Origin of the sequence: Burkholderia arboris, assembly GCF_038723655.1 — a bacterium.
GTDB lineage: Bacteria > Pseudomonadota > Gammaproteobacteria > Burkholderiales > Burkholderiaceae > Burkholderia > Burkholderia arboris.
In genome coordinates, this window is sequence record NZ_CP109822.1 from 1,329,368 (window position 1) to 1,353,566 (window position 24,199).

Below are 24,199 nucleotides of genomic sequence, written 5' to 3' on the forward strand. Positions count from 1 at the left end.
GCTCACTTGCCAGCGGGCTTGAAGCCGAACGTCGACAGCACGGCCTGGCCCTGCGCCGACGCGACGAAGTCGATGAACGACTGCGCCTGCGCGGCATGGCGGCTGTCCTTGACCACGGCGATCGGATAGGTGATGGCCGTCTTGGTCGGCACCGTCAGCGCAACTTTCACGCGGCCCGGCATGATCGCGGCGTCGGTGCCGAACACGAAGCCCGCGTCGACCTCGCCGCGCGCCACGTAGTCGAGGCTCTGGCGCACGTTGGCGGCCAGCACGCCCTTCGCGCTGACGGCATCCCACACGCCGGCCGCGCGCAGCGCGCCTTCGGTGTAGCGGCCGACCGGCACCGATGCCGGGTCGCCGTAGGCGATGCGCTTCACGCCGGGCGCGGTCAGGTCGTTCAGCGACGTCGGCGCGGCCGCATGGCCCTCCGCCGGCACGATCAGCACGAGCGAATTCGCCGCGAAATCGCGACGCGTGCCGGGCACGATCACCTTTTCGTCGGCCGCACGATCCATCGCCTTCTGGTCAGCCGACGCGAACACGTCGGCCGGCGCGCCCTTGGCGATCTGCTGCATCAGCACGTCCGATGCGCCGAAGTTGAACAGCACCTTGGTGTCCGGGTGCTGCTTCTCGTACGCTTCGCCGACGGCCTTGAATGCGTTCGTCAGGCTGGCGGCTGCCGACACGACCAGTTCGTCGGCGGCGGAAGCGGGCGCGCTGAATGCGATACCGGCAGCGGCAAGCGTGGCGATCGGCAGCAGGCGGAGCAGGGTGCGGCGAAGCGGACGGACGGTTGAGCGCATGGTGGATTCGTTTTTGAATGGGTGGAAACCGTAATCGTAATATAGGGCGGGTTATAACGCTCGACATACCGTTCATGCGACGGCGCGCATGAAATGGTCAGACCTGAAAAGGTGCGGCCGGGCGGCCCGTCACGTACGGAGCGTGTGCGTCGACGATTCGGTGCGCTGCAGCGACGACGGCTGCGATGCGGGATGGTAGTTCGGGTTGGCTTTCCAGCGCGCGCGGACGAACGGGCGCTCGTGGCCCGACAGTTGCAGCGCGACCTTGGTGACCCAGCGATGCGACGGCACGGTGATGCCGTGCAGCGCGACGGTGACGATCGCGAGGCTCGCGACGACCGCCGGCACCGACCAACGGTGGGGCACCGCGCGCCACGAGCCGGCGATGAACGCGAGCGCGGCGATCGCGCCGACGATGCAGCCGGTGATCGATTCGGACGGCGAATGCGCGTCGAGCGCGACGCGCGACACGCCAACCGCGATGCCGGCCGCGAGCCCGAGCGCGATCCCGGCGATGCGCACCGGCGTGCGCGTGCGGATCAGCGCGAGGAAGATCGCGACCGGATACACCGACGTCGACAGCATCGCATGGCCGCTGAACCCGGTGAAATCCCACGCGCGGATGCCGATGCCCCAGCCGAGGAACGCGATCTTCGTGAGCGCCACCACGCCGATCGCCGCCGCCAGCACGCCGAGCCATGCGGCCGCGCGCTGCCACGAGTAGCCGAGTGCAAGCCAGATGGCAATCGTGATCGCGAGCGGCAAGGTCAGGCCGGCGCCGCCGAACGCGGTGATCATGATCCACAGGTGAGACGACAGGTCGAACATCGGGAAGGGGACGAACGAAGGCGGGGAGAATGCTTAAATCAACGCGCGAGCCGGAAAGAACGACTACAACGGATACAAGCGGCGAAACACCAGTATAGCGCCGCGTATGCATGAGGCCCGTTTTTTGCGCCGCCGGGAACTATCCGCATGCAGGAAAAATCCCAGAAACAATGTTATGGTGCATTGCACAAAGTCGAACGATGCATCCATTGCGGCGCCTTCATGGCGCCCCTATTTTTCCTGACTGCGAGCCCGATCGATGACCAAAAGTCTGACCAAGGTGTGGCTGGGCGGCATGAAACGCATGCTGTCTCCGGCCGCCAAGCGCGCGGCGCGCGATGCGCAGCGCATCACACGCGACGCACTCGAGGTTGCGGCCTCTCCGGCCGTATCCGATCTGTCCCCGCCACGCGAATCGCGCGTGCGTCCGCGTGCCGCCGCGTGGGCGGCGGGCGAGTGGACGCGCGGAGAACATCCGATGGCGCCCGCGCTCGGGCGTCTCGTCCAGAATCTCGCATACGGCCTGTATGTGCCGCCGGGCCGCCGGCGCGGCGCGATGCCGCTCGTCGTGATGCTGCACGGCTGCCAGCAGTCCGTCGACGAATTCGTGCAGGGCACGCGGATGAATCTGCTGGCCGACAAACATGGTTTCGCGGTGCTGTATCCGGAGCAGTCGCTGCGCGCACACGCACATGGCTGCTGGCACTGGTATGAAGATACCGACCGCGCGGGCCGCGGCGAAGCGAACACGGTGGCGTCGCTGGTCGACGCGCTCGTCGACGAGCATGGTTTCGACGCGTCGCGTGTCTACGTCGCGGGGCTGTCGGCCGGCGCGGGTCTGGCGTCGCTTCTTGCACTGCACCATCCGGACCGCTTCGCAGCCGTGGCACTGCACTCGGGTCCCGCGTTCGGCGAGGCGAATACCGGCATCGCCGCGATGGACGTGATGCGACGCGGCCTGCGGCAGAATCCGGCCGCGGTGGTCGATGCGCTGGTCGATGCGGCTGCGTATCCGGGCATGCCTGCGCTGATCGTCCAGGGTGACGGCGACCATGTCGTCGCGCCGAAGAATGCCGACCAGCTGACCGTGCAGTTCATGCGCCTGAACGGGCTGGCCGACGCCCGCGGCGCATTGCGCACCGGCGAGCGCGTCGAGACGCGCGAAGCCGGTGCGCAGATCACCGACGTCTGCCGCGACGGCGAGCCGGTCGTACGGCTCTGTCATGTGAAAGGGCTCGATCACGCGTGGGCCGGCGGCGACGAAGCCGTGCCGTTTCATGCGGCGGTCGGCCCCGATGCAAGCGCGATGATCTGGGCTTTTTTCGAGGCGAATCAACGCACTGTGGCGACCGAACGACGCATCGGCTGATCGAGCTGGCCAAAGACTAGGGTTTTCCCTATAATTCGGGAATACCCTAGTCAAAGAACCTTTGGATTGCGAGATCGACCATGTACCTGCTGAGCCACCTCTTCCTGATGCTGACCAAAAACGCTGAAAAGGCCTCGAAAGAGCGCGCCGAAGCGTACCTGGCCGATGCCACCGACATCTACGATCTCGAATTCCGCATGCGCAAGATCGATCGCGAAGCGGCGATGAACCGCCCGTACTCGATCGGCTCGCGCTAAGCAGCGCAGGCGGGCGCGCTAGCCCGCCGCTTCGACGAATCGCGCAAAAGGGCGCGTGCGGCATGTAGCCGCACGCGCCCTTTTCGCATGCGTGGTCCTGCGTCGCGTCAGATGACCGTCAGGCGTACCGGCACGTTGTTGCGCGTCGCGTTCGAATACGGGCACACGTGGTGGGCTTTTTCGACCAGCGCCTGCGCGTCGGCCTTGTCGAGCCCCGGCAGCGATACACGCAGCTCGACGTCGAGCCCGAAGCCGCCTGCGTCGTTCGGACCGATGCCCACTTCCGCCGTGACCTGCGTATCGGCCGGCAGTGCCTGCTTGTTCTGGCCGGCGACGAATTTCATCGCGCTCAGGAAACAGGCCGAGTAACCTGCGGCAAACAGCTGCTCCGGATTCGTGCCTTCCGCGCCCGTGCCGCCGAGTTCACGCGGCGCGGCCAGCTTCACTTCCAGCTTGTTGTCGGCGGATACTGCGCGGCCGTCGCGGCCGCCCGTGCTCGTGGCGCTGGTCTTGTACAGAATGTTCATCGTGCAGCTCCTGTCGGGAAAAAGGGAAAAGCGGTCCGGTCAAACGGGATGTCGCCGGCCACGAAGAAAATATAGAACACAAATCATTAGTGTGCAAATGAAATTTTGAAGAAAAAGCCCGGCGATGCCGGGCCGATCGGTCGGCGCACGGGCTCAGCGTTCGTTGGCGGCCGACAGCGCGTCGCGCAACTGCTGGAGATCGGCGCGCAGCCTGACCAGGAATTCGGGTGTCTGCTGCATCGCGCAAAAGAGATCGGCGGGCACCGAGCGCGCGCGCTCCTTCAGCGCACGGCCTTCCGGCGTCACGCGCACGTTCACGACGCGTTCGTCGGTCGCGCTGCGCACGCGTTCGACGTATCCGAGCGCCTCCAGCCGCTTGAGCAGCGGCGTGACGGTGGCCGGATCGAGATCGAGCCGCGCGGCGATGTCCTTCACGGCGATGTCGTCGCGCTCCCACAGCACGAGCATCGCGAGATATTGGGGATAGGTCAGCGACAGCTTGTCGAGCAGCGGCTTGTACGCCTTCGTCATCGCGTGCGAAGTCGAGTAGAGCGCGAAGCACAGTTGCTCGTCGAGCGTCTGGGGCAGTGCGGGTGGGCGGTCCATGATTCCGGAGGCGCGACGGACGCGCGAACGATTTGTACGCAAATTATTTTGCGCGCAAAAGATCGGGTTGAACAGGGGCGCCCGGCGACGGGGCAGCCGGTGATCGATACGGGAAAAGGGGAGAGACCGGAAGCGCGCCGGGAGACGACCCGGCGCGGTGAACGACATGACGGCCGGCGACGCGCGCCGGCCGGAGAGGCGTCAGCGGCCCGACGTGGTGGTCGTCGCGCCCGGTTCCTGTATGCCGAAGCAGCCGCGATAGGTCGCGTAGAACGAGCAGTACAGCATCGTGACGATGATGATCGTCACCGGCATCATGATCGTCAGCGCATACGCGCCGGCGCCGAGCGCCTGCAGCAGCAGCGACAGCGCGAGCGATGTGCCGAGCGCGACGGCGAACCACAGCACGCCGTACACGACGAACGCGCCGCGATTGCGCCAGCAGCTGACGACGCTGAAGAACAGCGCCTTCGCGGGCGGGACGTCATGCCACGCGACCAGCACCGGTGCGAACCAGAACAGCATCGCGACCGGCAGATAGAGCAGCGTCGCGAAGAACAGCGCGCCGAGCGTGCCTTGCGCGGCAAGCGTCTCCGGCGTCGCGTTCGCTTCGTCGGCCGCGCCCATCATCACGTGGAACAGCGCGCCGCCGTCGACGAACGACGAAGCCGCGAACACCAGCACCATCGATGCGACGTAGATCACGCCGAGCACGAGCAGCCGCTGGGTCGCGACGGTGCCGTACGAGCGGAAGCCGTCGACGAGGATCGTCGGCATCACGGTCTTGCCGGCCACCGTGTCGCGGCACGCGGCCATGAAGCCGACCGCGATGCCGGGAATGAACACCAGCGGCAGCGCCGAGCCGATCACGGGCACCATCGACACCAGCGTAATGGCGAGCAGGTACGTGAAGAACAGCGTGATGAACGCGAGCGGATTCCGGCGGAACAGCCAGATGCCTTGACGGAACCAGACATAGCCCGTTTTCGCGGGCACTTCGATCAGTTGCATGCGGTGTGGATCTCGGGAAGCGCGGGCGTATGCGCGATACGCTCACGCAGGATGCGTTCGAAATGGCCGGGGTCGTGCGGCTTGAGCATCTCGGCCGCGCGCGGCAGGTAGAAGTCGTACAGGCGCGACACCCAGAAACGGTACGCGCCCGCGCGCAGCATGTCGCTCCAGTGGCGGCGTTCCTCGGCCGTGAACGGCCGGACCGTCTGGTACGCGCGCAGCAGCGCATCGGCGCGGGCGACGTCGAGCACGCCGGTCGCGAGGTCGACGCACCAGTCGTTGACGGTCACAGCGACGTCGAACAGCCACTTGTCGCAGCCCGCGAAATAGAAGTCGAAGAAGCCGCCGAGCCGCACCGCGTCGCCGGTGCCGGGTGCCGCGTGCGCGAACAGCACGTTGTCGCGGAACAGGTCGCAATGGCACGGACCGGCCGGCAGCGCGGCGTAGTCGTCCGACGTGAAGAAGGCCGCCTGGTGCGCGAGTTCGCCTTCGAGCAGCGTGCGTTGCGTGTCGGTGATGAACGGCACGATCGCCGGCACGTTCTCCTGCCACCACGGCAGGCTGCGCAGGTTCGGCTGGTTGTTCGGATAGTCGCGCCCCGCGAGGTGCAGGCGCGCGAGCATCTGCCCGACCTCGATGCAGTGTTCGACCCCCGGCGTGAGTTCGGCCGCGCCGTCGAGCTTCGTGACGATCGCGGCCGGCTTGCCGTGCAGCTCGCCGAACAGCGCGCCGTCGTCACGCGGAATCGGATCCGGCACGGGTACGCCGTGGCCGGCCAGGTGGCGCATCAGGTCGAGGTAGAACGGCAGCTGTTGCGCCGAGAGCTTTTCGAAGATCGTGAGGACGTATTCGCCGCGCGTCGTCGTCAGGAAGAAATTGCTGTTTTCGATACCGGACGGAATGCCGCGGAACGCAAGCACGTCGCCCAGTTCGTAGTGGCGCATCCATTGCGCGAGATCGGAGTCGGAAACAGCAGTGAAAACGGCCATGCGGAATGCGTCAGGTCAGGGTGTCGGCACGCGGGCGGCGTGCATCGCGACAGCAGGTGAAGGGGCGGCGCGGCGCGATCGGCGCGGCGCGCCACGGAATCAGTAGCGCAGGTTCAGCGACGGCAGGCGCGTGATCGGGATGCCCGCGTCGTGCGGCTTCGGCGACGTGTCGGGCGTCGAGCTCATCTGGTAGCGCGTGCCGAAGTTCGACTTCACGTCGATCTCGACCGGTTTGCCGCGGTCGCGATACTCGGTGACTTCGGTGCCGTTCTTGCTCTTTTCATGGAAGCTCGGCGTGCGGCGGATGTCGGCGAAGTCCACTTTCGACGTGACTTCGGCGCCCGGCCGGTTGATCTTGCGGAGATCGGGCAGGCCGGCGGCCTCGTTGGCCTCGGCCCGGGCCTGCGCGTCGGCATCGGGCGTGCCGCCGGCGGCGTAAGCGGCGCTGGCGGCGGCAAACGCGGCGGCAGCGACGACGAGAATGAGCGGCTTCATGATGAGTCTCCAGTGAACCTAGTGATTTTAGCAAATACTGCGCGCCATCCGGCCCTGGCGTGCGCAGGGGCGGCCATGAGGGCGACCGGGTTCCGTGGTAATGTCGTCCGATCAGACGAGGTGATGAAAATGAAGAACGATTTGAGCCGCCGGCACCGAGTGCTGTCGCCCGAAAGCCCGTCGGTCGAGGCTTTCGACGATCCGATCGCCGCCGTTGCGCGGCTGTCCGCCATTTACGACACGAATACGGGGTTCCTGCGCGACGCCTTCGCGCGCTATCGCCGCCACGAACCGATCACCGAGCACGTGCGCGCGTGCTATCCGTTCGTGCGGATCCGCACCGACGTGAACACGCACGTCGATTCGCGCCGTTCGTACGGTTTCGTCGCAGGCCCCGGCGTATTCGAGACGACGGTCACGCGCCCCGATCTCTTCGCGAACTACTACCGCGAGCAACTGCGCCTGCTGTCGAAGAACCACCATGTCAAGATCGAGATCGGCGTGTCGTCGCAACCGATTCCGATTCATTTCGCGTTTCCGGAAGGCATCCATCTCGAGGGCGAGCTCGACCGCGACCGCCTGCTCGCGATGCGCGACATCTTCGATACGCCCGACCTGTCGTACCTCGACGATCGCATCGTCAACGGCACGTTCGAGCCGGCGCCGGGCGAGCCGCATCCGCTCGCGCTGTTTACGGCCGCGCGCGTCGACTTCTCGCTGCACCGGCTGCGTCACTACACGGCGACGTCGCCCACGCACTTCCAGAACTATGTGCTCTACACGAACTACCAGTTCTACATCGACGAGTTCGTGAAGCTCGGCCGCACGGTGATGACGGAGAGCGACGACCCCGAGGTGCGTGCATACCGCAGCCAGTACAGCTCGTTTGTCGAGCCGGGCGATGTCGTCACGTACAACGCGAACCTCGGCAGCGAGCCGGCAGAGGGCGCCGCGCCGCCGCGCCTGCCGCAGATGCCCGCGTATCACCTGAAGCGCGCGGACGGCAGCGGGATCACGATGGTCAACATCGGCGTCGGTCCGTCGAACGCGAAGACGATCACCGATCACATCGCGGTGCTGCGCCCGCATGCGTGGGTGATGCTCGGCCACTGCGCGGGGCTGCGCAATACGCAGCGCCTGGGCGACTACGTGCTCGCACACGGTTACGTGCGTGAGGATCACGTGCTCGACGCCGACCTGCCGCTGTGGGTGCCGATCCCGGCGCTGGCCGAAGTGCAGCTTGCGCTCGAGCGCGGCGTGGCCGACGTCACGCGGCTGGAGGGGGTCGAACTGAAGCGCGTGATGCGTACGGGCACGGTCGCGAGCGTCGACAACCGCAACTGGGAGCTGCGCGACCATCGCGAGCCCGTGCAGCGGCTGTCGCAGAGCCGCGCGATCGCGCTCGACATGGAAAGCGCGACGATCGCCGCGAACGGCTTCCGCTTCCGCGTGCCGTACGGCACGCTGCTGTGCGTATCGGACAAGCCGCTGCACGGCGAGCTGAAGCTGCCGGGCATGGCCGACACGTTCTATCGCGGGCAGGTCGACCAGCATCTGCAGATCGGCGTGAAGGCGATGGAAATCCTGCGCACGAACGGGCTCGACAAGCTGCATAGCCGCAAGCTGCGGAGTTTTGCGGAAGTGGCGTTCCAGTGATGTGAACGCCGCCCCGGCTGGCCGCGCATCGCGATGTGCGATGTGCGGCCAGCCGGGGTGCTTGTCTTGTTCCTGCCACCCGCGGCCGGCCGCGATCCGGTTGCGAACCGGCGTCAGCGCACCTCCCCGGCAACGGGTTCTCGCGACCCGTTCCGCTCCGTGTCCCGCATCGACTCGCGCACTGCATCGACGACCCGGATCGCATCCGTGCGCCGCTTGGTCGCCAGCCGCCGTTCCCCGAGCGCACGCAGCGTCGCGCCGCCGAAATATTCCATGATGTCCGGCAGGCGGCGCACCGTGCCGCGACTCCCCCAGCAGCCATCGTCGATTTCCGTCGGAAAGACCCACACGCGCGTCGCGACGGCGTCGACCGGCACGCCTTCCGCGCGGGCGACGGCGGCGGTCACGTCGGCGATCAGCGCGGCGCGCGCGGCGTCCGTGTACTGTCCTTCCGGCACAGTCGGCACGATCCGGTAGATCGGCTCGGGCGCAATGGCACCGGCGCGATACACGGCCGCCGGCCGGTGGACGAAGATCCAGGTCACGTCGCGCACGCGCGGATTGTCGGGATCGAGTCCCTCGTGGCGGATCAGCGTTCCGGTCAGCGCGTTCATCAGTTGCGCTTCGGCGTGCGGCGCGAGCGCGCCTTCGGGGATAGTGATGTCGATCATCGGCATGACGGTGTCCTGGTTCGGTGGAGACGGCGTCGCTCCGGTTCCGGCGACGTGAATCCAGTGTATGAACCGCATGCCGATGCACGAAGTGGCGAAACTGCCATTCGACGATGCCATTCCCGACATCGCGTCCCGCGCCCGTTCCGGACGGCTAACGCGCGAATCGACGGCGATATTCGCCCGGCGAGATGCCGGTCTCGCGTTTGAACAGTTGCCGGAAACCGCTGATGTCCGCGTAGCCGACGCGTTCGCACACCGCATCGATCGCGAGCTTCGTTTCCGCGAGCAGCCGTTTCGCAACTTCGATCCTGAGCGTCTGCAGATACCTGAGCGGCGGGGCGCCGACCGCATCCCGGAAGCGGCGATGCAGCGTGCGTTCGCTCATCGCGACATGATCGCTCAGCCGCGCGAGGCTGAACGGTTCGCGCAGATGTTTTTCCATCCAGCGTTGCGCACGCGCGATGGCGGGATCGTCGTGTCCGCGGTGGCCCATCCGGTCGAGGTCGATGAACGAATCCTGCGAATCGCGGTTCATGTCGATCAGCATGAGTCTCGCGACGGACGCGGCCACGCGCGCATTCGCCAGCTTGTCGACGACCCGCAGCGCGAGATTCTGGTACGACGTGACGGCGCCGCCGCACAGGATGCCGTCCTGTTCGGTCAGCACGTCCGACGCGCGCAGCGCCACGTCCGGATAGCGGGCACGAAAGCTCGACGCTTTCGACCAGTGCGTCGTGGCGACGCGACCGTCGAGCAACCCGGCTTCCGCAAGCAGGAACGCGCCGGTGCAGTACGTCGCGATCAGCGTGCCGCGCGCGTGTTGTCGGCGCAGTGCGTCGAACAGCGGGGCGAGCACCGCGGGCCGGTCGAGCAGACGGTCGAGGTCGGCGACGAACGGGCCGGTGAGCCAGATTGCGTCGGCGGCACTGCCGCCGTCGATCGCGCCGTCGACAGGAATGAGCTGGCCGGCGGCCGTGCGCACCGGGCGTCCGCCGATTGATTCGACACGCCAGCGGAACGGCGTTGTCATCCGGCCTTGCGGCGCTGCTGACGCGAGGTGATTGGCCGCCGTGAGGATGTCGGTCGGTGCGGCGATACCGGACGCGAGGGCGTGGTCGACGGCCCAGATTCGGACGAGCGGCATGGATGGCGGGATTGGCATTGGGCAAGGGCGATCCTACCACCCGGCGCCATGCGGTCAGGCCTGCCGTTCATCCACGATATCGGCGGCCGGAAATCAAAAGGCCGCCCGGCGCCGAAGCGCGCGGACGGCCTTGCGTCGCGGGTGAAGGCGCGGTGTCGCTCAGCACTCGCCTTTCTTCGCGTGTCCCGGCGGGCAGTGATAGCCGCCATGACCACGATAGCGCTGGTGATCTTCCCATTCGCGGCGCTGCCAGTAGCGGTGGCCGTCCCAGTAGCGGTCGCCGTGCCAGCCGACGATGACTGCCGGCGCGGGGGCGACCATGACGGGCGCAGGTGCAACGACGACCGGCGCGGGCGTGCCGATGTTGACGTCGACGTTGACGGCGTGAGCGAGGCCGGACAGCGAGAGGCCGAGGCCGGCGAAGGCGAGGGCGATCAGCGAGCGTTGCATGTTCTTTTCCGTGATGTCGTTGTGAAGAGGCCGGCACGACGCGATGGAAGCGAGGGGGCCGTTCCACCGGGGGAACGCCGCGCCGACACAATCAGTGTGCGGGCACATGACGGAAAAGGCGAGACGGGTTTATTACGGAGGGTTGCCGGCCGACAGAGGCAGGCTGCGGGTATGCGCCAGCGCCATTTGACAATGGTGGACCGCAGGTTCGGAAGGACACTCCGCATCGCACAGTGCGGGCTGCGCGGATTTGACATTCGGCGGCGCGCGGCCGCGAAGCCGGATTAACGGTGCGTTACAAAATGACGCGTGGCAGGCCGCCGAAGCGATACCTGCCGCACGTCAGGCAGCTCGCCGGCCGTCGGGCCGGCGCTCGCCGCGGATGCGTTACAGATAGAACATCCGGTCTTCTTCGGGCCGCGGCGGATGATCGTCATCGTCCGAACCTTCCTCTTCGCCGCTGTCCTCGTAGAACGCGAGCACGGCGTCGAGCACCTGGTCGGGATCGTCGATCACCTGCATCAGGTCCATGTCTTCCGGATTGATCAGGCCCATCGGAATCAACTGGTCGCGGAACCATTGCAGCAGCCCCTGCCAGAACTCGCTGCCGACGAGGATGATCGGCACGAGGCGCGACTTCTTCGTCTGGATCAGCGTGAGCACTTCCGACAGTTCGTCGAGCGTGCCGAAGCCGCCCGGCATCACGATCACGGCATCCGAGTTCTTCACGAACGTGACCTTGCGCGTGAAGAAGTGGCGGAAGCGCAGCGAGATGTCCTGGTAGTGGTTGCCGGCCTGCTCGTGCGGCAGCTCGATGTTCAGGCCGACCGACGGCGCCTTGCCGGCGTGCGCACCCTTGTTCGCGGCTTCCATGATGCCGGGGCCGCCGCCGGAGATCACGGCGAAGCCGGCGTCGGACAGCTTGCGTGCGATCTGCGCGGCGAGCTTGTAGTGCGGCGTATCGGGTTTGAGGCGGGCAGAACCGTAGATGCTGACAGCCGGGCGGATCTCCGACAGGTACTCGGTCGCCTCGATAAACTCTGCCATAATCGTGAACATCTGCCACGATGCGCGCGCCTTCTTGGCCGTCGCGCGTTCTTGATCTGCGAGCGAACGCAGACTCGGAATCACTTTTCTCTTGTTCATAATGCCTGAAGAACGAAATCTGGAAGGTAAGACCCTGCTATTGGTTGATGGTTCGAGCTATCTCTATCGGGCTTACCATGCGATGCCTGATTTGCGTGGCCCTGGCGGGGAGCCGACCGGAGCGCTCTACGGAATCATCAACATGCTGCGCCGTATGCGCAAGGAAGTCAGTGCAGAGTATAGCGCTTGCGTGTTCGATGCAAAGGGCAAGACGTTCCGTGACGACCTTTATGCCGACTATAAGGCAAACCGTCCGTCGATGCCGCCCGACCTTGCCTTGCAGGTCGAACCGATCCACGGCGCCGTGCGCGCACTCGGCTGGCCGTTGCTGATGGTCGAAGGCGTCGAGGCCGACGACGTGATCGGCACGCTCGCGCGCGAAGCCGAACGGGACGGGATGAACGTGATCGTGTCGACCGGCGACAAGGATCTCGCGCAGCTCGTGACCGACCACGTCACGCTCGTCAACACGATGACCAACGAGACGCTCGACCGCGACGGCGTGATCGCGAAGTTCGGCGTGCCGCCCGAGCGCATCATCGACTACCTCGCACTGATCGGCGACACCGTCGACAACGTGCCGGGCGTCGAGAAGTGCGGGCCGAAGACGGCCGTGAAATGGCTCGCGCAATACGACAGCCTCGACGGCGTGATCGAGCACGCGGGCGAGATCAAGGGCGTGGTCGGCGACAACCTGCGCCGCGCGCTCGACTTCCTGCCGCTCGGCCGCACGCTCGTGACGGTCGAGACGGCCTGCGATCTCACCCCGCATCTCGAATCGATCGAAGCGTCGCTGAAGAGCGACGGCGAAGCGCGCGACCTGATGCGCGACATCTTCGCGCGCTACGGCTTCAAGACCTGGCTGCGCGAAGTCGACAGCGCACCCGCGGAAGGCGGCGGCGCCGATGCGCCGGAAGGCGAGCCGGCACCGATGGTGGCGGCCGACATCGTGCGCGAATACGACACGATCCAGACCTGGGAGCAGTTCGACGCGTGGTTCGCGAAGATCGATGCGGCCGCACTGACCGCGTTCGACACGGAAACCACCGCGCTCGACCCGATGCTCGCGCGGCTCGTTGGCCTGTCGTTCTCGGTCGAGCCGGGCAAGGCGGCCTACCTGCCGGTCGGGCACCGCGGCCCCGACATGCCGGAGCAGCTGCCGATCGACGAGGTGCTCGCGCGCCTGAAACCGTGGCTCGAATCGGCCGATCGCAAGAAGGTCGGCCAGCACCTGAAGTACGACGCGCAGGTGCTCGCGAACTACGACATCGCGCTGAACGGCATCGAGCACGACACGCTGCTCGAATCGTACGTGGTCGAATCGCACCGCACGCACGACATGGACAGCCTCGCGCTGCGTCATCTGGGCGTCAAGACGATCAAGTACGAAGACGTCGCGGGCAAGGGCGCAAAGCAGATCGGTTTCGATGAAGTGGCGCTCACGCAGGCCGCCGAATACGCGGCCGAGGACGCGGACGTCACGTTGCAGCTTCATCACGTGTTGTATCCGCAAGTGGCGCGCGAACCGGGCCTCGAACGCGTGTACCGCGAGATCGAAATGCCGGTGTCGCTCGTGCTGCGCAAGATGGAACGCACGGGCGTGCTGATCGACGATGTGCGCCTGCAGGCGCAGAGCACCGAGATCGCGACGCGCCTGATCGAGCTCGAGGCACAGGCGTACGAACTGGCCGGCGGCGAATTCAATCTTGGCTCGCCGAAGCAGATCGGGCAGATCTTCTTCGAGAAGCTGCAGTTGCCGGTCGTGAAGAAGACGCCGAGCGGCGCGCCGTCCACCGACGAAGAGGTGCTGCAGAAGCTGGCGGAGGACTACCCGCTGCCGAAGCTGCTCCTCGAGCACCGGGGGCTGTCGAAGCTGAAGTCGACCTATACCGACAAGCTGCCGCGCATGGTGAACCCTTCGACGGGCCGCGTGCACACGAACTATGCGCAGGCCGTCGCGGTGACGGGCCGCCTCGCATCGAACGATCCGAATCTTCAGAACATTCCGGTGCGCACGGCCGAAGGCCGGCGCATCCGCGAGGCGTTCATCGCGTCGCCGGGCCACCGGATCGTGTCGGCCGATTATTCGCAGATCGAACTTCGGATCATGGCGCACATCTCGGGCGACGCGTCGCTGCTGCGCGCGTTCTCGCAGGGCGAGGACATCCACCGCGCGACGGCCGCCGAGGTGTTCGGCGTGACGCCGCTGGAGGTCAATTCCGACCAGCGCCGGATCGCGAAGGTGATCAACTTCGGGCTCATCTACGGGATGAGCGCGTTCGGCCTCGCGTCGAACCTCGGCATCACGCGCGACGCGGCGAAGCTCTATATCGACCGTTATTTCGCCCGCTATCCGGGCGTCGCGCAGTACATGGAAGACACGCGTTCGGTGGCGAAGGAGAAGGGCTACGTCGAAACCGTTTTCGGCCGCCGCCTGTGGCTGCCGGAGATCAACGGCGGCAACGGCCCGCGCCGCCAGGCGGCCGAGCGCGCGGCCATCAACGCGCCGATGCAGGGCACGGCGGCCGACCTGATCAAGCTGTCGATGATCGCGGTGGACGACTGGCTCACGCGCGACAAGCTCGCGTCGCGCATGATCATGCAGGTGCACGATGAACTGGTGCTCGAGGTGCCCGACGAGGAACTGTCGCTGGTGCGCGAGAAACTGCCGGAAATGATGTGCGGCGTCGCGAAGCTGAAGGTGCCGCTGGTCGCCGAAGTGGGCGCCGGTGCGAACTGGGAAGAGGCACACTGACGCACCCCCGTGCGGTTCGCGTTTCCCGCGGCATATTGTTGCAGGGATGCTGAATATCGAGATGGTTTGCTTGTGGTCAACGCGCAAGCTCCCGGACAATGCATGTCAGTCATGTCATTGACGCGGGGCGGCGCGCCCCGCGTTCCGGGACAGGACGCATCGAAGTGCTTCGAACTGCACATCGATGATGTCCGAACCGGTTAATCCACCGGGCGACGAGAATGCATCGCGTTTGCTTCGTCCGGCGGCAGCAGTTTCGAATCGCAAAGGGGAATCAGATGCATCGGATCATCATCGTAGGCGGAGGCGCGGGCGGCCTGGAACTGGCGACGCGGCTCGGCGACCAATACGGCGCGCGCGGCAAGCGTCCCGCGCGCGCGCTCGTCACGCTCGTCGACCGCAATCCGACCCACATCTGGAAACCGCTGCTGCACGAAGTCGCGGCCGGCAGCATGGATCCGTTCACGCAGGAGCTCGAATATGCGGCGCAGGCGCGCTGGCATGGCTTCGAGTTCCAGCAGGGCGGGCTGAACGGGCTCGACCGCACGGCGAAACGCATCGCGCTCGCACCGGTCAACGACAGCGACGGCGAGGAACTGCTGCCGGCGCGCGAGCTGGAATACGACACGCTCGTGATCGCGATCGGCAGCACGACCCACTTCTTCGGCGTGCAGGGCGCGGCGGAAAACGCGATCGCGCTCGATACGGTGGGCGAGGCCGAGCGCTTCCGCAAGCGGCTGATCGCCGCGTGCATGCGCGCCGAGCACCAGAGCCCGGCGCCGGCCGCGCCGGGTGAAGCGGCAGAGCCGCGCATCCAGGTTGCGATCGTCGGCGGCGGCGCCACCGGCGTCGAGCTGTCCGCGGAGCTGCGCAACACCGCGCAGGTGTTGTCGGCCTACGGGCTGCACAAGCTCGATCCGCGCCACGACGTCGGCATCGTGCTGATCGAATCGGGGCCGCGGATCCTCCCGGCGTTGCCGGAGCGCGTGTCGTCTGCGACGGCCGAACTGCTCGAAAAGATCGGCGTGCGGCTGATGCTCGCCGAGCGCGTGACGGAGGTGGCGCCCGGGGCCGTCCACACGGCGAGCGGCAAGACGGTGCGTGCCGACCTGACGGTTTGGGCCGCCGGCATCAAGGCGCCGGCCGTGCTCGCGAATCTCGATGGGCTCCAGGTCAACAAGCTTGGCCAGCTCGACGTGCGCCGCACGCTGCAGACCTTCACCGACGACAACATCTTCGCGCTCGGCGATTGTGCGGCATGCGCATGGCCCGGCAACGAGCGCAACGTGCCGCCGCGCGCGCAGGCCGCGCACCAGCAGGCGAGCTTCCTGCTGAAGGCGATCGGCTGCCGGCTCGAAGGGCGTCCGCTGCCCGAATTCACGTATCGCGACCTGGGCTCGCTCGTGTCGCTCGGCCATTTCAGCGCGGTCGGCAACCTGATGGGCGGGCTGATCGGCGGCAACATGCTGATCGAAGGGTTGTTCGCACGCTTCATGTACATGTCGCTGTACCGGATGCACATCGCCGCGCTGCACGGCTATCCGCGGATGATGCTCGATACGGTCGCGCACTGGCTGCGGCGCACGACGCTGCCGCGCGTCAAGCTGCACTGACCGCGCGTTCGCGCGTCGAGCGGGCGGGGAAGGCGCACGTCGTGCGTGTGCTGCGCCGGTTGTCTTTCGCGGTTGGCGGGGCGGTAGCGCGTGCGCTGACCCCGCGTTTTCCTTTTCGATTCGCAAGTATCCGGTCGCGCCACGACGATCGGCATGGGCTGTCGCGCCGTGTTTCGACGGGCCGCCGGCGGGCTTTTGCGTCGGGATCGAAGCGACCGGCGCAACGCGCCGTAATCGAGTCTTACACATCTGACAGTTGACGCGACAACGGATTATTGGGCATCGTGTCCGGGTTTCCGCTTGCGGCGGGGTGCCAACCGCCGCGACATCCGCGCCGCGCGCCGGCGCGATGCCCCGTCATACGTAACCGGAATCGTGACGGCGGCGCCCAATCGAGGAGTGCATTCATGTTGAAACCCGAAGTCGACAGCCTGGTCCCCCATATCCCGTTCTCGCGCCGCAAATTCATGCAGGCCGCGCTGGGCGGCACCTTCGCGGCGGCCGTGCTGCCCGTGTCCGCGCAGACGGTCACGACCGACAGCGCGGGGCTGGATGTCGACACCATCGAGATCCGCTCGGGCGACGCGAGCGTGCCGGCCTATCGCGCACAACCGGTCGACAAGACGAACCTGCCGGTCGTGATCGTGATTCACGAAATCTTTGCGGTGCATGCGCATATCGCCGATATCTGCCGCCGCTTTGCGAAGCTCGGTTATCTCGCGATCGCGCCCGACCTGTTCGCGCGGCAGGGCAACGTGTCGAAGTACCCGACGATCCAGGGGGTCGTCGACAACATCGTCAGCAAGGTGCCGGACCGGCAGGTCACGGAGGATCTCGATGCGACGGTCGCGTGGGCCGGCAAGAACGGCGGCGACCTGTCGCGTCTCGGCGTTGTCGGGTTCTGCTGGGGCGGCCGCCAGGCGTGGCTGTATGCGGAGCACAACCCGCACGTGCGGGCAGCCGTGGCGTGGTACGGGTTCGTGGAAGGCAAGACCGACGAGATGACGCCGTTCAACCCGGTCGATCATGCATCGTCGCTGAAGGTGCCCGTGCTCGGGCTCTATGGCGAAAAGGACGCGAACATCACGCAGGCGTCGCTCGCCGACATGCGCAAGGCGATCCAGGCGAGCGATTCGAAGCTCGCGCGCGAATCGGAGATCGTCGTGTATCCGGATGCCGGTCACGCATTCTTTGCCGATTACCGGCCGAGCTATGTGAAGGCCGATGCGGAGGAGAGCTGGAAGCGCGCGATCGCGTGGTTCCACAAGTACGGCGTGATGTAAACGACAAGCGGCGGCCCATGCCGCCGCTTTATCGCTGCTGCGCGGTGCTCGCGCTTACGGCGTCGGGCCGGTTGCGATCGGCCGCGACGGATCCGCGCTCCATTCGCTCCACGAGCCCGGGTACAGCGACGCGCCGTGCAGGCCCGCCACTTCCAGCGCCAGCGCGTTGTGGCACGCGGTGACGCCGGAGCCGCATTGCAGGATCACGCGGTTCGGTTCGGTGCCGGCCAGCACGGTGGAGAACGCTTCGCGCAATTCATGGCCGGTCTTGAAACGGCCGTCGGCGGTCAGGTTGTCCTTGAAGAAGCGGTTGCGCGCACCGGGGATATGGCCGCCCACCCGATCGATCGTTTCGTTTTCGCCGCGGTAGCGGTCCGGTGCGCGCGCATCGATCACGACGCGCGTGGGCGATGCCACGTTCGCGAGCACGGCCGCAGCGTCGACCGTCGATTCGAGCGGCGCGGCTGCGCGGAAATCACCGGCGGCCGGTTGCGGCACGTCGGTCGTCAGCGGCTCGCCGGCCGCTTCCCAGGCCGGCAGGCCGCCGTCGAGCACGGCGACCGAATCGTGGCCGAGCCAGCGCAGCAACCACCACAGTCGCGCCGCATAGGCGCCGCCTTGCGCGTCGTATGCAACGACCTGCTGGCCCTGCTTGAGACCGTGGCTGGCGAGCAACGTAGCGAGCGCGTCGCGGGTCGGCAGCGGATGGCGGCCGTTGGTGCCCGTCTTGCGGCCCGACAGGTCGCGGTCGAGATGAAGATATTGTGCGCCGGGAATGTGGCCGGCCGCGTAGGCGGCTTCGCCCGCGCCGGGATCGGCGAGATCGAAGCGGCAATCGAACAGCGCGACGCTGCCAGGCGCCGCGGCCAGGCGCTCGGCGAGATTGGCGGCGGAGATGAGCGTGGTGTAATGAGTGTGTGGCATGACGACTCCCTGGAGTGCAAATGGCCTGACACTCCAAGTCTAAACAAAAAAAGACGGGCCGAAGCCCGTCTTTTCGTCTGCCGGATGCCGGGCGGCGTCAAAGCGCCGCACCGGTTGTCAGAGGTCGCCGAGGTGGCGGCGCAGGAACTCGTGGAAGTGCTGCATGCCGTCTTCCATCGGGCTCTGGTACGGGCCGACCTGCGACTCGCCGCGTGCCATCAGCGCACGGCGGCCTGCGTCCATCCGCATCGCGATTTCGTCGTCCTCGACGGCCGTTTCCATATAGGCGGCACGCTCGGCCTCGACGAATTCGCGTTCGAACAGCGCGATTTCCTCGGGGTAATAGAACTCGACGATGTTGGTCGTCTTTTGCGGCCCGCGCGGGATCAGCCACGACACGACGAGCACGTGCGGATACCACTCGATCATCAGGCCCGGGTAGTAGACCATCCAGATCGCGCCGAACTCCGGCGGCACGCCGTTGCGGAACTTCAGCACCTGCTCGTGCCATTTCTGGTAGGTCGCGCTACCTGGTTTCGCGAGGGCGTTGTGCACGCCGACCGTCTGCACGCTGTACCAGTCGCCGAACTCCCACTTGAGGTCGTCGCACGACACGAAGCTGCCGAGGCCCGGGTGGAACGGGACGACGTGGTAATCCTCGAGGTAGACCTCGATGAACGTCTTCCAGTTGTAATCGCACTCGTGCACTTCGACGTGATCGAAGTGGTACTCCGAGAAGTCGAAGTGATGCTTCGTGCCGAGGTTGGCGAGATCGCGCGCGACATGGCGGCCTTCGGCCTCGAACAGCAGCCCCTGCCAGTTCTGCAGCGGGCTCTTGCCGAGGTTCAGGCAGGGCTTGTCGGGGAAGTGCGGCGCACCCAGCAGTTCGCCTTCCAGGTCGTACGTCCAGCGGTGCAGCGGGCACACGATGTTCTGCGTGCGGCCGCGCCCGTTGAGCATGATCGCCTGCCGGTGACGGCAGACGTTCGACAGCAGTTCGATCTGGTTCGTCTGGTTGCGGACCAGCACGCGGCCTTCCTTCTCGGACGGCAGCGCAAAATAATCCCCCGCCTCGGGCACCATCAACTCGTGCCCGACGTAACGAGGTCCTTTCTTGAAGAGGGTTTCGATCTCGCGCTCGAGTAGCGCCTCATCGAAATATGCAGTGACTGGAAGCTGGCTGTGAGCCGACTTCAACTGAAGCGCATCGCTCAGATTGGACATTCCCACTCCCGGTGTTAGCGTGAAAGCAGTGAACAACCCAACCATCGAAAAATCGATTTAGGGAAACGGGGAATTATACCCGGTTCGTCTCGCAAGGCTAGGATTAAGTGCCTGATTTGTGTCAATTTTTTGTCGGGCAACCATCGGAAGGCGCACACTGTGTATCGAAGATGGGGCCGGAATTGTGTCCGGGTGCCCACGACGGCAGGTCGGAAAATTCTCTTTTGCCGTAGAATGTCCGACTTGTTTTGAAATTTGACACCCTCGTCCATGGCGAAAACCGCATCCCCAGGCGCCACGCCGCCCGGCAATGGTACCGAACCGTTACCGGACAATTACGAGACGGCGCTCGCGGAACTCGAGACGCTGGTTGCCCGGATGGAAGGCGGCGCGTTGAGCCTCGAGGATTCACTGGCGGCGTATCGTCGCGGTGCGACCCTCGTTGCGTTTTGCCAACAGCAGCTCGAGAAAGTGGAGCAGCAGGTTCGCGTGCTCGACGGCGCGACGCTGAAGCCGCTTTCGTCCGGAACGGCCGCCACGGACGGCGAAGACGACGATCTATGACATTCGAACAATGGATGCGGTCCGTGCTTGACCGCGTCGAAGACGCACTCGGCCATTATCTGCCCGCTGAAACCGCGATGCCCGCGAAACTTCACGAGGCGATGCGCTACGCAGTCCTCGGCGGCGGCAAACGCGTTCGTCCGCTGCTGTGCCATGCAGCAGGCGAGCTGACCGGTGCGACGGAAGCGGCGCGCAACGCGGCAGCGGCGGCGCTGGAGATGATCCACGTCTACTCGCTCGTGCACGACGACATGCCGTGCATGGACGACGACGCATTGCGTCGCGGCAAGCCGACCGTGCACGTGCAGTACGACGAGCCGACGGCACTGCTGGTTGGCGACGCCCTGCAGTCGCAGGCGTTCGTTGCGCTGACCGACGCCGATGCGCTGTCGCCGGTGCAGCAGGCGGCGCTGGTGCGCGAGCTTGCGCTCGCGAGCGGCTCCGTCGGCATGGCCGGCGGGCAGGCGATCGATCTGGCGAGCGTCGGCCTGAAGCTGACGCGCGAACAGCTCGAGACGATGCACCGGATGAAGACGGGCGCATTGCTGCGCGCGGCCGTGCGGATGGGCGCGCTGGCCGGCGAGACGCCTTCGGCGGAAACGATGGCCGCGCTCGACGTGTACGCGGGGGCCGTGGGTCTGGCCTTCCAGGTCGTCGACGACATTCTCGACGTCACGACCGATTCGGCGACGCTTGGCAAGACGGCCGGCAAGGACGCGGCAAACGACAAGCCGACCTATGTATCGATCCTCGGCCTCGAGGCGTCGCGCGAGCTGGCAGCGCAGTTGCGCACCGAAGCGCACGACGCGCTGAAACCGTTCGGCGCACGCGCACAGCGTCTCGCCGAACTTGCCGACCTGGTAGTGAACCGGGTCAGCTGACGCGAAAGCCCGCCGCCGCGCACATGCTACGGTGCGTGCAACAGAATGCGGGCGCGTTTGATTTCCTACAATGGAACGACGATGTACGACTTGCTGAAAACCATCGACGACCCGGCGGATTTGCGCCGCCTCGATCGTCGCCAACTTCAACCGCTCGCGGATGAACTGCGCGCGTTCGTGCTCGACAGCGTGTCGAAGACGGGCGGCCATTTGTCGTCCAACCTCGGGACGGTCGAGCTGACGATCGCGTTGCACTACGTGTTCAACACGCCGAACGATCGCATCGTCTGGGACGTGGGTCACCAGACCTACCCGCACAAGATCCTGACGGGCCGCCGCGACCAGATGCATTCGCTGCGTCAGTACGACGGCATCTCGGGGTTCCCGCGCCGCAGCGAATCCGAATACGATACGTTCGGCACCGCGCACTCGAGCACGTCGATCTCGGCCGCGCTCGGCATGGCGATCGGCAGCCAGCTGAACGGCGACGACCGCTTCTCGATCGCCGTGATCGGCGACGGCGCGATGACGGCCGGCATGGCGTTCGAGGCGATGAACAACGCGGGCGTGTCGGAAGATGCGAAGGTGCTCGTGATCCTGAACGACAACGACATGTCGATTTCGCCGCCGGTCGGCGCGCTGAATCGCCATCTCGCCCGCCTGATGTCGGGCCGCTTCTATGCGGCGGCGCGTGCAGGCGTCGAGCGCGTGCTGAGCGTGGCGCCGCCGGTGCTCGAACTCGCGCGCAAGCTCGAGGAGCACGCGAAGGGCATGGTCGTGCCGGCCACGCTGTTCGAAGAATTCGGCTTCAACTACATCGGCCCGATCGACGGTCACGATCTCGATTCGCTGATCCCGACGCTGCAGAACATCCGCGAACTGCGCGGTCCGCAGTTCCTGCACGTGGTGACGAAGAAAGGCCAGGGCTACAAGCTCGCCGAAGCCGATCCCGTGCTCTATCACGGCCCTGGCAAGTTCAATCCGGCCGAAGGCATCAAGCCGTCGACCACGCCCGCGAAGAAGACGTACACGCAGGTGTTCGGCGAATGGCTGTGCGACGAAGCCGAGCGCGATACGCGCGTCGTCGGCATCACGCCCGCGATGCGCGAAGGCTCGGGCATGGTCGAGTTCGAGAAGCGTTTCAAGGATCGTTACTACGACGTCGGCATCGCCGAGCAGCACGCAGTGACGTTCGCGGGCGGCCTCGCGACCGAAGGGCTGAAGCCCGTCGTCGCGATCTACTCGACGTTCCTGCAACGTGGTTACGATCAGCTGATCCACGACGTCGCGCTGCAGAACCTGCCGGTCGTGTTCGCGATCGACCGCGCGGGCCTCGTCGGCGCGGACGGCGCGACGCATGCGGGCGCGTACGATCTCGCGTTCATGCGCTGCATCCCGAACATGACGATCATGGCCGCATCCGACGAGAACGAATGCCGCCAGATGCTGCACACGGCACTGCAACAGCCGAACCCGACCGCGGTGCGTTATCCGCGCGGCGCGGGCACGGGCGTGGCGACGGTGAAGGAATTCACCGAGATCCCGCTCGGCAAGGGTGAGGTGCGTCGCCAGTCGTCGCAGCCGGAAGGCAAGCGCGTCGCGATCCTCGCGTTCGGCACGATGGTCGCACCGTCGCTGGCTGCGGGCGACGAGCTCGACGCCACGGTCGCGAACATGCGTTTCGTGAAGCCGGTCGATGCGGCGCTCGTGCGCGAGCTCGCCGAAACGCACGACTACCTCGTCACGGTCGAGGAAGGCTGCGTGATGGGTGGCGCGGGCTCGGCCTGCGTGGAAGCCCTGATGGAGAGTGGGGTTATCCGACCCGTACTACAATTGGGCCTCCCTGACCTGTTCATCGATCACGGCGACCCCGCGAAGCTGCTGTCGCAATGCGGCCTCGACGGCGCGGGCATCGCGAAATCGATTCGCGAACGCTTTCTGAACCCGGCGGCCGATGTCGCCGGTCAGGCAAAGCGCGTCGCATAAGCTGGCGCCGCCTGCGGGCGGTGCCGGTGCGACTGGCGCAACCGGTCTTCATTGATGCGGAAAACATGGGCCTGCGGGCCCATGTTGCTTTTCCGGCTGCCGCATGATGCGGCGTGCGCGTCGTCGAACGCGCGGCTTACAAGGATTGAACAAGATGAACCAGATGAATCCCGCCTTCGTGATGCCCGACGTGCAGAGCACGGTGGATACCCGTCAGATTCCGATTCAGCGCGTGGGCGTGAAGGCGGTGCGACATCCGTTGACGGTGAGTACCGAAAGCGGTGACGTACAGCCGACCGTCGGTGTCTGGAACCTCGATGTCCGCCTGCCCGCCGACCAGAAGGGCACGCACATGTCGCGTTTCGTCGCGTTGCTCGAAGAGAACCGCGCGCCGCTGACGGTCGAGCGCTTCCGCGCGATGCTCGCGTCGATGCTCGAGAAGCTCGAAGCCGAAGCTGGCCGCATCGAGGTCACGTTCCCGTACTTCGTGAACAAGACGGCGCCGGTGTCCGGCGTGCAGAGCTTGCTCGACTATGAGGTGACGCTCGCGGGCGAAAGCCGCAATGGCGACACGCGCCTGTTCCTGAAGGTGCTCGTGCCGGTGACGAGCCTGTGCCCGTGCTCGAAGAAGATCTCGCAGTACGGCGCGCACAACCAGCGTTCGCACGTGACGATCGATGCCGAGCTCGCGGCCGACCTGCCGGTCGAGGCGCTGATCCGCATCGCGGAAGAAGAGGCATCGTGCGAGCTGTGGGGCCTGCTGAAGCGTCCGGACGAGAAGTTCGTCACCGAGCGTGCATACGAGAACCCGAAGTTCGTCGAGGATCTCGTGCGCGACGTCGCGCAGCGTCTCGATGCGGACGAGCGCGTGGCCGCCTATGTGCTCGAAGCCGAGAATTTCGAGTCGATCCACAATCACAGCGCATATGCGCTGATCGAGCGGGACAAGCGCCAGGCGGCATAACGCTGCGTCTTTTTGCCGCGCCAATGAAAAAGGCCGCTCGAACGAGCGGC

The 24,199-nt window shown here is 66.0% G+C and carries 23 protein-coding genes; 10 read left to right on the plus strand and 13 right to left on the minus strand.

The window, feature by feature from the left end; translation table 11 throughout:
• Nucleotides 1-2: 2 nt before the first annotated feature.
• Together modA and OHZ10_RS23365 are read right to left on the minus strand one after the other, a co-directional pair.
• On the minus strand, nucleotides 3-803 hold the full coding sequence (modA, locus tag OHZ10_RS23360; RefSeq protein WP_059237331.1) for a molybdate ABC transporter substrate-binding protein: 801 nt from the start codon (nucleotides 801-803) through the stop codon (nucleotides 3-5).
• Nucleotides 804-932: 129 nt separating this feature from the next.
• Nucleotides 933-1,631: a phosphatase PAP2 family protein gene (locus OHZ10_RS23365; RefSeq protein ID WP_059237330.1), complete on the minus strand. Its 699-nt coding sequence runs from the start codon at nucleotides 1,629-1,631 to the stop codon at nucleotides 933-935.
• Between the two features lie 259 nt (nucleotides 1,632-1,890).
• Here OHZ10_RS23365 and OHZ10_RS23370 point away from each other — a divergent pair, with 259 nt between their 5' ends.
• Both OHZ10_RS23370 and OHZ10_RS23375 read left to right on the plus strand, forming a co-directional pair.
• The gene (locus OHZ10_RS23370) at nucleotides 1,891-3,000 is read left to right on the plus strand and encodes an extracellular catalytic domain type 1 short-chain-length polyhydroxyalkanoate depolymerase (protein ID WP_342705875.1); all 1,110 of its coding nucleotides are present in this window, start codon (nucleotides 1,891-1,893) and stop codon (nucleotides 2,998-3,000) included.
• A gap of 80 nt (nucleotides 3,001-3,080) precedes the next feature.
• Nucleotides 3,081-3,257, plus strand: a complete 177-nt coding sequence (locus OHZ10_RS23375; RefSeq protein WP_081051934.1) for a DUF3563 family protein — start codon at nucleotides 3,081-3,083, stop codon at nucleotides 3,255-3,257.
• Nucleotides 3,258-3,364: 107 nt separating this feature from the next.
• Here the strand turns inward: OHZ10_RS23375 and OHZ10_RS23380 are convergent, their stop codons facing one another.
• The 5 genes from OHZ10_RS23380 to OHZ10_RS23400 all read right to left on the minus strand — a co-directional run bounded on the left by OHZ10_RS23380 (nucleotide 3,365) and on the right by OHZ10_RS23400 (nucleotide 6,885).
• A complete protein-coding gene (locus OHZ10_RS23380) occupies nucleotides 3,365-3,784 on the minus strand; it encodes an organic hydroperoxide resistance protein (protein ID WP_059237328.1) in 420 nt (139 codons plus the stop codon).
• Nucleotides 3,785-3,937: 153 nt separating this feature from the next.
• Entirely contained in the window at nucleotides 3,938-4,390 is a 453-nt protein-coding gene (locus OHZ10_RS23385) for a MarR family winged helix-turn-helix transcriptional regulator (protein ID WP_059237327.1), read from the minus strand.
• A 201-nt stretch (nucleotides 4,391-4,591) separates the two neighbouring features.
• Nucleotides 4,592-5,401: a BPSS1780 family membrane protein gene (locus OHZ10_RS23390; RefSeq protein ID WP_059237326.1), complete on the minus strand. Its 810-nt coding sequence runs from the start codon at nucleotides 5,399-5,401 to the stop codon at nucleotides 4,592-4,594.
• Nucleotides 5,392-6,390 (minus strand): homoserine kinase, encoded by a 999-nt coding sequence (locus tag OHZ10_RS23395; protein ID WP_342705876.1) that lies wholly within the window; start codon nucleotides 6,388-6,390, stop codon nucleotides 5,392-5,394. The genes OHZ10_RS23390 and OHZ10_RS23395 overlap by 10 nt, the downstream gene beginning before the upstream one ends.
• Before the next feature lie 99 nt (nucleotides 6,391-6,489).
• Nucleotides 6,490-6,885 carry a hypothetical protein gene (locus tag OHZ10_RS23400; RefSeq protein WP_021160838.1) on the minus strand — a complete coding sequence of 132 codons (396 nt, stop codon included), beginning with the start codon at nucleotides 6,883-6,885 and terminating at the stop codon, nucleotides 6,490-6,492.
• Nucleotides 6,886-7,014: 129 nt separating this feature from the next.
• Between OHZ10_RS23400 and OHZ10_RS23405 the strand changes: the two genes are divergently transcribed.
• On the plus strand, nucleotides 7,015-8,541 hold the full coding sequence (locus OHZ10_RS23405; protein WP_059240771.1) for an AMP nucleosidase: 1,527 nt from the start codon (nucleotides 7,015-7,017) through the stop codon (nucleotides 8,539-8,541).
• Nucleotides 8,542-8,654: 113 nt separating this feature from the next.
• Here OHZ10_RS23405 and OHZ10_RS23410 read toward each other — a convergent pair whose 3' ends face one another.
• The 4 genes from OHZ10_RS23410 to OHZ10_RS23425 all read right to left on the minus strand — a co-directional run bounded on the left by OHZ10_RS23410 (nucleotide 8,655) and on the right by OHZ10_RS23425 (nucleotide 11,955).
• On the minus strand, nucleotides 8,655-9,218 hold the full coding sequence (locus tag OHZ10_RS23410; RefSeq protein ID WP_422674344.1) for a tautomerase family protein: 564 nt from the start codon (nucleotides 9,216-9,218) through the stop codon (nucleotides 8,655-8,657).
• Between the two features lie 148 nt (nucleotides 9,219-9,366).
• Entirely contained in the window at nucleotides 9,367-10,359 is a 993-nt protein-coding gene (locus OHZ10_RS23415; protein WP_059237324.1) for a GlxA family transcriptional regulator, read from the minus strand.
• 159 nt (nucleotides 10,360-10,518) lie between these two features.
• Nucleotides 10,519-10,809, minus strand: a complete 291-nt coding sequence (locus tag OHZ10_RS23420) for a hypothetical protein (RefSeq protein ID WP_059237323.1) — start codon at nucleotides 10,807-10,809, stop codon at nucleotides 10,519-10,521.
• 387 nt (nucleotides 10,810-11,196) lie between these two features.
• Nucleotides 11,197-11,955 (minus strand): TIGR00730 family Rossman fold protein, encoded by a 759-nt coding sequence (locus OHZ10_RS23425; protein ID WP_059237322.1) that lies wholly within the window; start codon nucleotides 11,953-11,955, stop codon nucleotides 11,197-11,199.
• 1 nt (nucleotide 11,956) lies between these two features.
• On the opposite strand from OHZ10_RS23425, the gene polA reads away from it, so the two are divergent.
• From polA to OHZ10_RS23440, 3 genes are all read left to right on the plus strand, one after another.
• Nucleotides 11,957-14,710 carry a DNA polymerase I gene (gene polA, locus OHZ10_RS23430; RefSeq protein WP_342705877.1) on the plus strand — a complete coding sequence of 918 codons (2,754 nt, stop codon included), beginning with the start codon at nucleotides 11,957-11,959 and terminating at the stop codon, nucleotides 14,708-14,710.
• A 278-nt stretch (nucleotides 14,711-14,988) separates the two neighbouring features.
• The gene (locus tag OHZ10_RS23435; RefSeq protein ID WP_059237320.1) at nucleotides 14,989-16,323 is read left to right on the plus strand and encodes an NAD(P)/FAD-dependent oxidoreductase; all 1,335 of its coding nucleotides are present in this window, start codon (nucleotides 14,989-14,991) and stop codon (nucleotides 16,321-16,323) included.
• A gap of 407 nt (nucleotides 16,324-16,730) precedes the next feature.
• A complete protein-coding gene (locus OHZ10_RS23440) occupies nucleotides 16,731-17,606 on the plus strand; it encodes a dienelactone hydrolase family protein (RefSeq protein ID WP_174992776.1) in 876 nt (291 codons plus the stop codon).
• A 54-nt stretch (nucleotides 17,607-17,660) separates the two neighbouring features.
• On the opposite strand, the gene OHZ10_RS23445 is transcribed toward OHZ10_RS23440, so the two are convergent.
• Nucleotides 17,661-18,530 carry a sulfurtransferase gene (locus tag OHZ10_RS23445; RefSeq protein WP_059237318.1) on the minus strand — a complete coding sequence of 290 codons (870 nt, stop codon included), beginning with the start codon at nucleotides 18,528-18,530 and terminating at the stop codon, nucleotides 17,661-17,663.
• Nucleotides 18,531-18,647: 117 nt separating this feature from the next.
• Complete coding sequence (locus OHZ10_RS23450) at nucleotides 18,648-19,754, minus strand: aromatic ring-hydroxylating oxygenase subunit alpha (protein ID WP_174992775.1); 1,107 nt, start codon at nucleotides 19,752-19,754, stop codon at nucleotides 18,648-18,650.
• Nucleotides 19,755-20,024: 270 nt separating this feature from the next.
• Between OHZ10_RS23450 and OHZ10_RS23455 the strand changes: the two genes are divergently transcribed.
• The 4 genes from OHZ10_RS23455 (at nucleotide 20,025) to folE2 (ending at nucleotide 24,149) form a co-directional block, all read left to right on the plus strand.
• Nucleotides 20,025-20,318, plus strand: a complete 294-nt coding sequence (locus tag OHZ10_RS23455; RefSeq protein WP_040139363.1) for an exodeoxyribonuclease VII small subunit — start codon at nucleotides 20,025-20,027, stop codon at nucleotides 20,316-20,318.
• Nucleotides 20,315-21,199 (plus strand): polyprenyl synthetase family protein, encoded by an 885-nt coding sequence (locus OHZ10_RS23460; protein ID WP_059237316.1) that lies wholly within the window; start codon nucleotides 20,315-20,317, stop codon nucleotides 21,197-21,199. Before OHZ10_RS23455 ends, OHZ10_RS23460 begins: the two co-directional genes overlap by 4 nt.
• An 81-nt stretch (nucleotides 21,200-21,280) precedes the next feature.
• Nucleotides 21,281-23,185 (plus strand): 1-deoxy-D-xylulose-5-phosphate synthase, encoded by a 1,905-nt coding sequence (gene dxs, locus OHZ10_RS23465; RefSeq protein WP_059237315.1) that lies wholly within the window; start codon nucleotides 21,281-21,283, stop codon nucleotides 23,183-23,185.
• A gap of 154 nt (nucleotides 23,186-23,339) precedes the next feature.
• Nucleotides 23,340-24,149 carry a GTP cyclohydrolase FolE2 gene (gene folE2 / locus OHZ10_RS23470; RefSeq protein ID WP_174992773.1) on the plus strand — a complete coding sequence of 270 codons (810 nt, stop codon included), beginning with the start codon at nucleotides 23,340-23,342 and terminating at the stop codon, nucleotides 24,147-24,149.
• The last annotated feature ends 50 nt before the right edge of the window (nucleotides 24,150-24,199 follow it).